Below are 13,018 nucleotides of genomic sequence, written 5' to 3' on the forward strand. Positions count from 1 at the left end.
ACAGGGGGATGCATGAGGACTTGGCTGTTTAGAACAATTGGGATTGTCGTACTACTTGTGTTTGCAACAATCACACTTGTTTGGTTGCTACTTGCTGCGCCGCTATTCTCGGAGATGCGACGTGACCTGGTCGAAAAAGTCCTTTCTGAACAAATCGGACAACCGATTGTAGTCAACGACGATGTAAGTGTCGCGCTTGGACGCATCACCCACATTTACGTCGGTGGTGTGGTTATCCCGAGCCAATCAATGCCGGAAACATCTCTTGCAGAATTGAACCTTCTGGAACTGGAATTGGATGTTGCCGCTTTGGCCAATCGTCGTCTGCACTTTGACAACCTCGTCGTTGACGGTCTCCAGGCGAATTTCTTTACAGCTGCTGACGGCACTACAAGTTGGCGAAAAGGCCGACCGACGCCAAAACCTGAACCCGAAAACGCCACGGAAGAGGACAATCAAGAGGCTATAGCTGAGACAGGCGGGTCCAATGAGGGCGACCCAGAAGGTAGCGGGATCCTCTCATTCCTGAGCGACAAGAATGTAGCTTTCACATCCATTGGGTTGAACATTGATGATCAAACTTCTGGCTTCTCGTTCGTGTTTGACCTCCAGTCTCTCGCTCTGGAACAGGTAGACGAAGGGCAAAGAACAAAGGTCTCGGGGACCGGCTCCGTCAACAGTCAAAGTTTCGAAATCGAGGGTGACTATCCTCATAGCGCACCGTTTACGACGCGCGCCAATTTTGGCGAAATGACGGTAAGCTACGACGGCGAACCATTTTCGGAAAACGAGGGAGGCGGCTATCGTGCTGTCTTGCAGATGGACACTGGTGAATTCGGTGACTTTCTTGAAGTCATTGGGCTGGAGCGAGTTCTGGAAGGGAATGGCCAGTTGCAAGCAGAGCTTGTTTCTCAGGATGCTCTGAAAATCGAGACCTTTACGACCACCGTAAACCTTGAGGACGGACAGCAACTTACAGCAGAAGGATCGATAGAAGACTTCTACACAGCTCGGGGCGTTGATCTGTTATTCGACGCGCGGCTTTACCCTGAGGGGCAGCCGCCGAACGCAGCAAAGAGTTTCCAGGAGCTGAAGTTCACAGCCTTTGAAATGCACATGGTGGGCTCACTTGCATCTTTCGAGTTCGAGAAACTTCTGTTCCAAACTAACGCATTTGACCAAGGCCTGGACGTAATCGGGCCAGCCTCTATTGAACGCATTCGCCGCATGCCCGATGGTCGGCTTGCGATGCTGGGCATCGCCTTACAGGCTGGACCCATTGAGGACCCAATTCTAAAGGCCGACGGCGAAATTCTCGACCTGCTTCAGCTTCAGGACGTGACCTTCGATGGCACACTCAACGGGCCGGCCAAATTGATTTTGCCAAATATGGATGAAGATTTTGTCGATCAGCTCGGTGGCATAATTGCCGACTTCAGCTTGTCCAATGAAGGAGGGCCTGTTTCGCTTAACAGGTTTAACGCAACCACCTATGGCACAAATCTTTGGGCGCTTGACCTCGCGCTATCGGTCAGCGAATTGAAAGGGCTGTCAGGCCTTGATTTTGACGTGGAACTGGAAGTCAGCGACGGAGCTAGTTTTCTGACTGCGCTCAAATTGCAACCTGTCGAGATTGGCGCACTTGCCGTCGATGCAGTGACGTCGAAGCAGGGCGAGGACTTCACCGCCTCAATCGAGTTTGAAGCCGGTTCGTCACACCTTCTGGCCGCTTTGGATGCAAAATTTCCCGAGGGCGCTTCTGTAATTCGCGGAAACGTTGCGAGTAAAAGGCTCGATTTGAATGATCTAAAAAACCTGACCGCCACGTTGGACCAGCTTAAGAGCTTGGTAGGCGACGCTTCAAAAGATCCTGAAGCCGACGTACAGCCCTTGGTTCTACCGAAGGAAACCAACGTACAGCCCCTGGTTTTACCAAAGGAGAAAGGAAAGCCAGCCGATCTTCTGGATGTGCAGCGCGTACTGAGAGAGGCTGACGTCGAGGTACAAATCGACTTTAAGGAGATTGTTGGCCAACAAGGCGTAACTTCTGTTTCCAGCCAATTGTCTGCAAAAGAAGGGACCGTAGATTTTGGGCCGCTCCAATTGGCATATGGCGGTGGAAACTTCAGCCTACGGGCAGTGATGGATCTGATTGACTCACCTGATTGGCTCTCCTTGTCGGGGTCAACCTCAGGATGGGAATTCGGAGAGATTCTCGATGAACTGGGTATCGGGATAGATGCATATGGGCGGTTGAGTGGTGAGTTCAACGTTTCAGGCAGCACTGCGTCTGGCAATGCGTTTGTGAATTCCATGCGCGGCACTGCTTCTTTATCGATGTCACAAGGCTATGTCAGCACCAGCCTTCTGGAGTTGGCAGGGCTTGGTATTTTCCCATGGCTGTTTTCAGAGGAACTCCGTCAAGGTTACACGGACATAACATGCGTTGTGGCACCAATTAACATCGAAGCCGGCCGGGTAAGCTCAGACTCCATCGTGGTTGAAACGGGTTCTGTTCAATTGGTGGCCAAGGGCCAAGTGGATTGGGTCAAAGATACTATTGCGATCAGGGCAGAACCTCGTCGAGTTGGCAAACCGCTATCCCGTAGCGCGTGGCCGTTTGACGTGACTGGCCAACTTTCGTCACCGAAGTTCAAGTTGGATGTGGGTGGATCCAGAAACAAGGCTCCGGAAGGTGCTGATGCGATGCCAGCAGACAGGCAACCGTGCGTGCCAGACATGAATCAGCTTCAATAGTCGGTCACGACCTAGTTCTTGAGTGGTTCAGGCTGTTCTGCCTGACATGCCAAAACGGCCTCGATGGCTTTTGAGGACCCACTTAGATCAAGTTCCACTTCGGCCCCACTTTCACCAATTATCGTGACGCTTTGGCGTTTCCCGAATTCGGTTACAAACGCAGGGTTGTCGAAAAAGGCATACCCCCCGGGGACGCCATTTTTAAAAACACCTACGGCTTCGCCTTCAAACTTTGCGTCACCAAAATCGAATTTCACGATACCGGTTGAACCGTCCTCAATCTGAACCCAGGTCGGATTGTAAGCGGCGAAGAAACCGCCAGCCTGATTGGGTGCGACGCCAATCTCAACTGTCATGTCGTCTTCGAAGGGCTTCCACGCGAGGCAGCCATTTCCTTTCTCGGGGTCGATCAAAATTTTCCAGTCGCCGGACTCACCCCACGGCTCCATACCAGCGGCATGAGCGCCACTCGCGAGAAGCGTTACTATTGCGGTAAATGCCCAATTGATCATCTGGAACCCCAAAACGTTCTGAAAACTATTGCATTAATCCTACCCATTGCTCTGGATCAATCAAACTAATCCGACAACCTGCAAGGGCGGGGTTTAGTAGACCCAGAGTGGACTTGGTATTCTTTTACTCCGCTATATGAGCAAGCTTTCCATCCCATTCCTCAGTGGGAATCTTAGGACTTGGCGGGTCAGCCATGTAGGACGGTGTCATAATTTGCGTACCGTTCTCGTTGAACACTTCCACGATGTTTTGGTGTAGATCAGACAGAATCTTAGGCAAACTCGATCCTCGAGATGTGTATGCGTTAATTTCGTAATTGATGGCATAGTCAGCCAACTGTGTCCAAAGCACAAAAGGTTCCGGGCTTTTTCTCAATCCCTGTGTGCGATGAGCCGCCTCTATCAACATTGCCGTGATTTTTTTTGGCGGCTCCTCGTACCCGATCCCGACAGTTGTGTAAACGACAAGGCCTCGACCATCGACTTTTCGCGAATAGTTCACGACCTCTGAGTTCAACAACTGAGCATTTGGAATACTGATCATTTCGTTTTTGATAGACTTGATAAGTGTTTCCATGAGTTTGATTTCGGTCACGTCCCCTATCTTGTCTCCGACCATTATTCGATCACCAACATTCGTACTACGTCGATAGATGACAAACAGACCTGCCATCATGTTTGACACAACCGTGTTGGACCCTAACGAGACCATGATGCCGGCGAGAATTGTCAAACCCTGAAACGCCCGGGAACCTGAGCCCGGAATGTATGGGTAAGCGAACACCAGCGCGATCACGATAACCAAAGCCCTGAACAGCATGTTTGTTGGCGCGATCCAGTGCGCCTCGAAACCTTTGATTTCAAACGCCCCGTTCTCCAGGTTGTCAAAGAACAGATCGAGGCCACGGATCGCAAACCGGCTTACAGCTGCTATAATTACCAGCATGATCAGATTTGGGATGTACCCAATGACAGCCAGCACAACGGTAATCAATGGCTCACTGACGTACTTAAGAAGAACTTGAGCAATGGCCCGGGTTTCCGCGAACGACAGCAATACCAAGGACAGGTAGTAGTAGAGAAAAAACAGAAACAGCACCCACATCAAAGCATGAATTGAATAAACGATGATAGACGCGATTGCCCTGCTTCGTAGGATTGACTTTGTAGCTTCCTCGACGCTTTCCGCTCTCTTTTCCAAGTTGTTTCTGACGTAGCCCAGAAACTTCTTCCGTTTGGCAAAGAAGAAGTATGACACCAGTGCAAACAACGCCGTCCAAGCAACAGCGGCCAAGGTGCTGTCAACGCGGCCTTCGCTGGATCGCGCTTCCCGGTACTTTAAAATGGCATTTTCGATGGCCTCTGCTTGCAGCCCGGCCAGAACTTCAATGTCCATCAGTTCGTGGTCGGCGTCAGCCTGAGTGGTAATAGTGACCATATGGCCGTCGACGCGTACGAGTTGTCCAAATTCAGCCCGGGAGATTTGGATGTCGACCGTTTTGCTCTCTGATCTATCCGCGACTTGAGTAATTCTTTCTTCAATCTTTGCGGCCCTGTCCGTTGCAGGCAATGCGCTGGATCCGCGGACGACAAAAAGTTCATCCCCATCGACAACAACAGGTGCTATGAATTCGGGATCTTCTCGTTCCTGCTGTGGCAGCAGTATTTCTTCTGACTGAGCCGAGGCGACACTGCAAAGAAGCAGAAAGGACATCATCCATATTACTAATGCTCTCATGTCTTTGCTCCTTCCACTGGGATCAGGTGAACATCGCGCTGCGGGAACGGTATTGATATTCCCTCTTGGTCAAACCGTTCCTTGGCTTGTCCTGTGAGGTCCCAATAGACAGTCCAATAGTCGTCAGACTTAGACCACGGTCGACAAAAGATATTGACTGAATTGTCGCCAAGCTCACCAACAAATATTTCTGGATCAGGCGATTTCAGGCATAGTTCATGCCTTCCGACCAATTCTTTCAGCACATTGATTGCGTGGGCAGCATTGTCTGAATACGCGATACCAAAAACCAGATCGACGCGACGCTCATCAGATGCGCTGACATTTGTGATTACGTCACCCCAGATCTTACTATTCGGCACAATGATGATCTGATTGTCGAAGGTTCGGATTTTTGTCGAAACGACCGACATCTCGTCAACAAAACCAGATGACCCGCCAACCTGAATATAGTCTCCGGTATCGAATGGCTTTAAAACCATGATCATCAGACCGCTGGCGAGATTGCCTAGCGTTTCCTGAAGCGCAAAGCCAAGAATGAAAGACAAACCACCAAATATTGCAAACAAAGGAGTGACATTCACACCAAACAGGGCAAGTACAACCAGAATGCCGAGAATAAAGACCGCCCAAAACACTGCGGTCGCAATGAATTTCTTAAGCATCCGCGAAATTGTAGGTATCTTTTCAAGGCCGCGCTCAGATAGACGACGCACCACTTTCGCGACAAACATCATAACCCAAACAGCCGCCAAAACACCCAGCCCAGCCAATAAAAGACCAGCACCTCCCTCCCAGGAAACCAACCATTGGAGAGCGTTGTGAAATAACGTCTGCAAATCCGTTGTTTTAAGCACGCCAGTTTTGAGCGCTAAGACATAATCGGTATGCGGTTTCAGGTCTTCTTCGGCGGCACCCTTTAAGGCCCACTCGTTCAAGACCAGAGTGTAATTATCCAAAATTACAGTGCCAGTATCGTTTATCAAAGAAAGCTGTGATCTCAGGTCATCTTCTTGCGCTTCGTTTCCGGCCTGAAGGCTAAGATTAATACGGGCAATTTCTTCAAGTTGGTTGCGAACATGGTCTTGCCAGGCAACAGCAATTTCTGAAAGCTCATCAGTCGTCAGCGGAACAAGCAGTATCTCCAGGTCACCGGCAGAAATTGATTTGTCGGCAACCTCAGTTAAGAGATCTTCTTGCTGTACCGCAGCAGGTTCCTGTTCAGTTGCAGCATTCTGTGCGTACGCTGGAACAGCGTTTGACGTCGATACCGCCGCAGCAAAGAGCAAAATAACCAAACCGTAGATGTATCGCGCCATGACACTAAAGCTCCCACATAAAGACTGAAGAGATCGTAAGGAGACCGGAAAGGTCTGCCATCAAAAATAGTTGGGGGCGACCCACTCACTTGCCGCCCCCGCCCGTTCCGGCAAAAATGCAGCCCGAACGGAAACTACTAACCGGCATGCATCAAAGATTGACCCTCAGTCTCAGTCCTAAGACCAGCGGGTCGTTCGAGTTTGATCCGGGATTTTTCAGGTATTGCACGTCTGCCGTCAGTGCCAGATTGTCGGCCAGGTCCAAACGGTAGAAAACTTCAAGTGTCGTTTGACTGGGCAATCCTGGTGTCGTCAGGTCGGCAACAGTGGCCGCTATGCCAAGGAGATCATCGTAGGTGCCAGGTCGCCACATCAAGCCTGCGTTGACTGCACGCCTGGCCAGCGCACCCCCGCCATTGGACCATCCCAGCCGTCCGAAAATCATCAGTTGGCTGTCGAATGTATGGTTGGCAGAAAGTGTGGCTCCATATGTTTCCGGTACGCCAACTTGTCGGCGCGCATCTGTGTGAAACATCCCCAGATGAACGTTTGTCAGAAATCGTTTTGATTTTTCGGGCGTCCAGCCGATCTCGGCGTATTTGTAGAATTCGCTACCCCCGGAAAACCACTCAATGTCTGTGAGAGACCCATTGGCATCGCTAACTACCCCTAACGCGTAAATCTGGTCCGTTAGATAGCCGCCGACGGTGACGCCAAAACCTGGATCGGGGATTGGCAGCACCGGGCTAAACAGGATCGAATAGTTCGAAAAGGTCGTTCGTGGGTTCACGTAACCCAGAATGTCAGAGTAGTCGCCCGGATCGATCCGACCCGCCACCACTCCTCCGCGGCCGTTTGCGAAGGCTTGTTGCCAGTAAGCTACCGACAAGGTCGTGTTTGTGTCCCCAAACGTGACCGCGGTTGCCCCTTGATACCCAATTTGCGCAGGCAGCGCTGAAGGTGCAATGGACTGGCCCAACCGGTGTCGGTTCTCCAGAATAAAGACAAGGCTACCCGGGTTTTCACCACCCCGGTTTGCCAATTCCCACGTCCCGATCATCCTGAGCTGACCGGATGCAGATTCGTCTTGCCCGGTCAGGCTGTGAGAACTGCGCTGGTATAGCGCCTGATAGTCGAAGCTGAGGGCTAATCCGGTGTTTTCCCGAAATCGACCCAAAGCGTTCTCGGCTGGATCAATGGCACGGTCCAAACCGGGCCAACGCGAATCTTCCAGCCGGCGCAACCTGTCTTGCTCCTGCTGCGCGCTGGCTGATCCCGGACCACCCAACGATACCTGGGCTGCGGCCTCCAGTTTGGCCTGACCAGCGTTTTCCTGTGCGCCAGCAGCACCGGCAAATAGTGCAAAGGCGCTCAATAACGCGGTGGAAAGGGTCGGTCGTGATGGAAGGTACGATCTCTGGTGCGACAAAACTCCAATCACTTTACATCATCCACAGCTTTTATTTCGGAAACACGTTCCAGCGCCGCAGCCATGTCGGCGCTGCTCATCAACTCGATCATCTGGTAATCATCAAGCAGGCCATCGCCGAGGCGGCTAACATAGAAGGCTTGGATAAAGGTAGGGTCATCTGGCAGGGAGACGGTGATGTAGTTCTTCCCGTTCCCAAGTCCCCAGTAATAGCTCAAAAGCTCTCCACCGAGCGCTTCGATCCCGCCTTTCACCGAGGCTGCGCGATCCCCCGGATTGGCGATCTGCATTTCCCAAGCGGTGCTATTGGACGTGCCAATGAACAAAAACGTACGCATGCTTTCGGCGTCTTCAGCAGCGGCAATTGAACCACAGATCGCCATAAAGACGCCAAGGCTGAGATGTTTCACAGTCTTTCCTTTCAGGGAAGGTTTCTTGGCTGAAGTGTGGGGTTATCAAAGATAGACCACCCCACTTTCCTTTATTCCAGCGTATTCTTGTAGAATTTGCCGTCCTTCATGATGACACGGATGGTGTCGAAACCTTCTTCACGCGGTTCCGCGTCAAACCATTTCGGTTGGGCCCCCAAGACAGAAAGATCTTCCAGCGGGTTGCCATCGACGATCAGGATATCGGCGTAGGCTCCTTCTTGGATCACCCCCAACTGCTCCGGATAAGGATTACGTTGGCCAGTCAGCTGCGCCAGTTCGCCCGCGGTCGACGTAGCGGAGACCAGCATGGCATGATTGCCGAACCAATCAGCAAACTGGTACTTTTCGAAATCGCGATGGGCACGGCCCTGATCGAGCGTTGACAGTACTGTATCAACGTTGTGCACGACCTTGGGTTTGTATTTCTTGACAAGCGCGATGAGATCCTTGCTTTGGTCATGTGCAACCGCAAGCTTGATGCCTGCTGGCGTACCCGGTGCAAAGTTCGGGTGCTCAAACAGGATCGGTGAGAACCCGGCGGTGTTGAGGGACCAGAATATCCCTTCATCAGCCATTCGTTTCACGGTTTCTTCTGTGACCATCTGGCCGTGTTCAATGACCTTGACGCCCGCATCCAGTGCCATTTGGACAGTTTCGTCCGTGTAGGCATGCGTGAAAGCATAAGTGTCAAAAAAAGCCGCAACGTCGACCGCTGCCTTTATTTCTTCCACGCTGTATCCAACGGACCAAAGCGGGTCCAATTCCGAGGAAACTCCGCCGCCGACGGTTAGCTTGATTTGCGTGGCCCCATAGCTGAGGTTCCGGCGCGCGGCCGTTCTGATTTCGTCTACGCCGTCTGCAACGACCGCGAGATTGAGTTCTTCCACCTGTGCGACGGGGCCACCTTCAGCCCGGGCACGAGGGCTGCGCCAGTCCGTGTGACCAGATTGTGGACCGATGCACGCACCGCTCGGGTAAATCCGTGGCCCGACAAGAATATCCTGATCGATCAGCTTTTTCATCGCATCGCCTTGGCCACAGGCATCGCGAACCGTTGTGTACCCATCCATAAGGTAATCACGCGCGTTTGCGACTGCCATCGCGCCGACGCCGTCCCAATTCGCATATTCCGCGCCGCCAAAGCTTGTGAACAGACCGGTTAGGTTCAGGTGGACGTGGCTGTCGATCAGCCCCGGCATCAATGTGCGACCACCTCCATCCACAACCGTCGCGCCAGGTGCGTCGATGGCCTCGGTGGACACTTCTTTGATCAAGTTGCCTTCAACCAAAACGCTGGCGTTCTCGATCCGCGCCTCATTTACTCCGTCAAAGACATGGACGTTGGTGAACAGGGTTTGTGGCAGGGTGTCCTGCGCAAACGCGGCAGTGGCCGTGAAAAAAACCAGGCTCGCGACGGCACCCGTCTTTGTCGAAATATTCATGTCCTTCTCTCCCCTAAAATTTAGTGCGCGGGGTGCCGAGGTAAGTTCACCCCACGCGACACTCAGTCGAGTGTGTTCTTGTAGATCACGCCATCCTTCATGATGATCTTCAGATTGGTGTCGGGATCGGACAGCAGCAGGATGTCCTCCAGCGGGTTCCCGTCGACCAATAGAAGATCGGCGTATGCACCCACTTCGACCACACCCAGCGGGCCGTCCTGATAAGGATTGTTCAAACCAGTAAGACGGTTCATGCGCGCGCCGTTTGAAGTTGCGATGCGCAATATGTCGAAGGGTGTGAAATTCGCTTCAAGCAGGTATTTGAACTCGTCGCTCATCTTCTTGTCCTGCTCTAGTGTTTGGTCCCAGTTGTTGATGAGGTCAGTGCCCAGGGTATAGAGGTCGATCATGCCTGGCGTGGTTTGAATTACTTCAATCATGTTGGCCGCGGCATCCCGCACCGTCTTCCACTTCGCAAACGACGCTGGTGTGTAAAATGCTTCGGCCTGCTCGGTGGAGACCGAGTAGACCGGAGCCACGGCGGTCGCAAACATGATCTGTTTTTGAACCATGACCTCGGCCACTTCCGGAGTCAGAAACGGGATGTGTTCGACGGTCTTCGCGCCATTGTCGATACAGTTTCGGATCGCCTGTTCAGTGAACACATGGCAGGTCACATATGTGCCCCACTGTTCGGCGGTTTTGACTGCCATCTGGATTTCATCGGCTTGGTACTGAAGCGAATGCAGGGGGTCGAACTCGGACGTAACACCGCCGCTGACCATAATTTTGATCTGGGTTGCCCCGCGGCGCAGGTTCTCGCGTACGGCCATCCGGATCTGATCCGGCCCATCGGCTATAAAGCTCATTTCACTTTCGACCCAATGTGATGGTCCTTGCCCAGACAGTGTGGGATGCCGGTCGTTCAGTTTACGGAAGTCCGCGTGCCCGGATGTCTGGGTGATGAAGGCTTCAGAGGAGTAAATGCGCGGCCCGGGAAACATGCCGGAATCTATAATGCGAGCGATGGATTTTGCTGGTCCGCCCAGGTCCCGGACAGTGGTGAACCCATTCATCAGGATGCGTTCAGACCGAATTGTCGCGACGCCGCCAAGATGAAAGGGTGTGATATTCTGGCGCAACCCATCGCTGAGAGGGTTGAACACCGTAAGATGCACGTGTTGATCATGCATTCCGGGCATCAGTGTGCGCCCACCACCGTCGATGATTTGCGCATTGGCGACGGCAAGCGGCTCAGTCGAGACCTCGGCGATCAGGTTATCAACGACCAAAACATTTGCGTTCTCGATCCGCGCTTCGTTCACCCCATCAAAGACATGAACATTTGTGAAAAGGATCGGGAAACTTTCTTCCTGTGCAGCGGCATGAGTTGGAAACAGATGGCTCGCAGCTAGTACTGCGGGCACAAGTATGCGCATCAGACATCCGTTCATCAGGGCTCCTATCAACAAGAATCGCAAAAGGCGCATTTAGGAGTCATTATAGAATTCGAATAACTTGATGCCTGACAATTTGCCGGTTCGTGAAAAATAGTTTTGGAAAACTGCAAGATTTCATAATTTTATTGTGGGAATTTCCTACACTCGGGCATATCGCGAATTTCTGGAGAAGAGATGACAAGAAGACTTGGTAATAACACGGATCAGTCGCTGCCACTCGTCAGGGCTTCAGTTGCGGGTCCGGTTGTCGCAGCGCTTCGCAGCGTAGGGGTCGAACCCGCGTTTGTTCTTGATCCTCTGGGGTTGAACGAAGCGCAGGTAATGGACCCGAAGAATTTCCTGCGCCACGATACCGTCTACCAGATCTATCAGGCCGTGGCAGAAGCCACTTCACCGGATTTTTGCGCACGGGTCGGGCAATCCGTCGATCTTGTCAAATTTCTCCCGCTTGGCGATATGCTGGCAGAAGCCCTTACATTGGGAGACTTCTTTACCAGATTCACACAAGCGGTTTCCAAGGAATCCAATGCCGTTACGCAATCCCTCTTTGTCGAAGGAGAGCACGCGTATTTCAGTGCCAAAAGGAACTTCCAGATTTCGGTTTCGCCCAGCCAAACCGATGCGTTTCTGACAAGTATATGGATATCCCTGTTGCACCGTGTCCTGGATTTCAGGTGGGACCCCAACCAGGTCATTCTTCGCGTCAGTGACCCGGATGCGCTGCCCGGTCAGTTTCACGGCGTTCGGGCAATCAAGTGCAATCCTCAAGGTTTTTCGATCAGGTTTCCCTCCAGCTGGTTAAGTTACAGACTACGACCAGAGGCACTGGAAAACCCCCCAGACTACAGGGTTATGGATGAAGATCTGGCCGCCCCGCAGGATTTCCTTGCAGGATTGGAAGGCCTGATCAGGGTCCATCTTGCGGATTCAGGATTTGGTGTGGATGAGCTTGCGGACCTTTGCGGATTTCATCAGGAAACACTGAACAACCGATTGGAACCCTACGGTCAAACGGCGTCCCAAGTGATCGCGCGCATTAAGCAGGAAGAAGCCGAACGCCTGCTAGCAAATGACAACAAATCCGTCGGCGAGACAGCGCAACGGCTCGGCTATGCCGACCCAACAGCTTTCTCTAGAGCTTTCCGTAAATGGACGGGCCTATCTCCAGCAGCCTACAAGAAATCAAACCGGAAGGACTAGCATTGCTCCTGAACATCGCCATCGGTCTTCTATCTGCATTTTTTCTCTTTGCTTCATCCATCAAGATTTTTGGGTGGCAAAAGAAGGTCTTTGAAATCCAGTTGGGCATGTTCGAAAGCTACGGCCTCAACAGGCAGATCATGTTCCTCGTCGGATGCGGAGAACTTTTCGGGGCATTCGCCATCTGGTTTCAATCGTCGTGGATAGGGCCACTAGGAGCACTTGCGTTGCTCTGCACATCTTTCGGAGCGATATTCTGCCATTTAGTGTTCGATACTTGGAAGCAGGGCATACCAGCGATGATAACAGGGACGCTTGCGGCTTTTGTTTTAAACGCTGGGTATTCAAAGCTTCTAAACGTACTGTAACAACAGTCACCCGACCGATACCGGGTAACCTCAGGACAGCGATGGAACGTCCACGACGGGCCTTTATTCTCGACTTTGCAAAGTCCGCTTTCTGCGCATTTCTGTCATTGGGGCATCGATCAGCATCGGTCAGGCGCGAGATTTCGGCAGAGCAGCAGATTAGATCAAAAGCATATCCAGCTAGTTCCCAATAGCGGTTGTTCCAAAAGGTCTCGGCAAACGTTCGCAATGATCGTTCTTCGAATTTTGCAAAGTCCGCGTTCTGCGCATCACCGACCTTAGTATGCAGAGAAGCAATTTGTACATTGGGCGTAGGGCCGGTGCTGACGAATTGTTTGCGACTGACCGTGGTTCTTGTGTGG

Annotated in this window: 10 protein-coding genes; 3 read left to right on the forward strand and 7 right to left on the reverse strand. The window is 52.1% G+C overall.

Annotated elements, in window-relative coordinates; translation table 11 throughout:
* The first annotated feature begins 12 nt into the window (after positions 1-12).
* Positions 13-2,757, forward strand: coding sequence for an AsmA family protein (locus tag AC2FFB_RS09375; protein WP_496874830.1), 2,745 nt, complete (start codon positions 13-15; stop codon positions 2,755-2,757).
* A gap of 11 nt (positions 2,758-2,768) precedes the next feature.
* On the opposite strand, the gene AC2FFB_RS09380 is transcribed toward AC2FFB_RS09375, so the two are convergent.
* The 7 genes from AC2FFB_RS09380 to AC2FFB_RS09410 form a co-directional block, all read right to left on the reverse strand.
* Complete coding sequence (locus tag AC2FFB_RS09380) at positions 2,769-3,269, reverse strand: hypothetical protein (RefSeq protein ID WP_260023741.1); 501 nt, start codon at positions 3,267-3,269, stop codon at positions 2,769-2,771.
* Positions 3,270-3,393: 124 nt separating this feature from the next.
* Positions 3,394-5,007 (reverse strand): mechanosensitive ion channel family protein, encoded by a 1,614-nt coding sequence (locus AC2FFB_RS09385; protein WP_496874831.1) that lies wholly within the window; start codon positions 5,005-5,007, stop codon positions 3,394-3,396.
* Entirely contained in the window at positions 5,004-6,326 is a 1,323-nt protein-coding gene (locus AC2FFB_RS09390) for a mechanosensitive ion channel family protein (protein WP_260023743.1), read from the reverse strand. The genes AC2FFB_RS09385 and AC2FFB_RS09390 overlap by 4 nt, the downstream gene beginning before the upstream one ends.
* Positions 6,327-6,477: 151 nt before the next feature.
* Positions 6,478-7,701 (reverse strand): carbohydrate porin, encoded by a 1,224-nt coding sequence (locus AC2FFB_RS09395; RefSeq protein ID WP_029621684.1) that lies wholly within the window; start codon positions 7,699-7,701, stop codon positions 6,478-6,480.
* Between the two features lie 62 nt (positions 7,702-7,763).
* Positions 7,764-8,165, reverse strand: coding sequence for a hypothetical protein (locus AC2FFB_RS09400; protein WP_010438197.1), 402 nt, complete (start codon positions 8,163-8,165; stop codon positions 7,764-7,766).
* A gap of 71 nt (positions 8,166-8,236) precedes the next feature.
* The gene (locus AC2FFB_RS09405; protein ID WP_496686360.1) at positions 8,237-9,628 is read right to left on the reverse strand and encodes a metal-dependent hydrolase family protein; all 1,392 of its coding nucleotides are present in this window, start codon (positions 9,626-9,628) and stop codon (positions 8,237-8,239) included.
* Positions 9,629-9,690: 62 nt separating this feature from the next.
* Positions 9,691-11,082 carry a metal-dependent hydrolase family protein gene (locus AC2FFB_RS09410; protein WP_496845314.1) on the reverse strand — a complete coding sequence of 464 codons (1,392 nt, stop codon included), beginning with the start codon at positions 11,080-11,082 and terminating at the stop codon, positions 9,691-9,693.
* 180 nt (positions 11,083-11,262) lie between these two features.
* Here AC2FFB_RS09410 and AC2FFB_RS09415 point away from each other — a divergent pair, with 180 nt between their 5' ends.
* Together AC2FFB_RS09415 and AC2FFB_RS09420 are read left to right on the forward strand one after the other, a co-directional pair.
* A complete protein-coding gene (locus AC2FFB_RS09415; RefSeq protein WP_480608076.1) occupies positions 11,263-12,288 on the forward strand; it encodes a helix-turn-helix domain-containing protein in 1,026 nt (341 codons plus the stop codon).
* Positions 12,237-12,656, forward strand: a complete 420-nt coding sequence (locus AC2FFB_RS09420) for a DoxX family protein (RefSeq protein WP_260023749.1) — start codon at positions 12,237-12,239, stop codon at positions 12,654-12,656. Before AC2FFB_RS09415 ends, AC2FFB_RS09420 begins: the two co-directional genes overlap by 52 nt.
* Positions 12,657-13,018: the final 362 nt, after the last annotated feature.

It is taken from the genome of Ruegeria sp. YTSA219 (assembly GCF_059609985.1).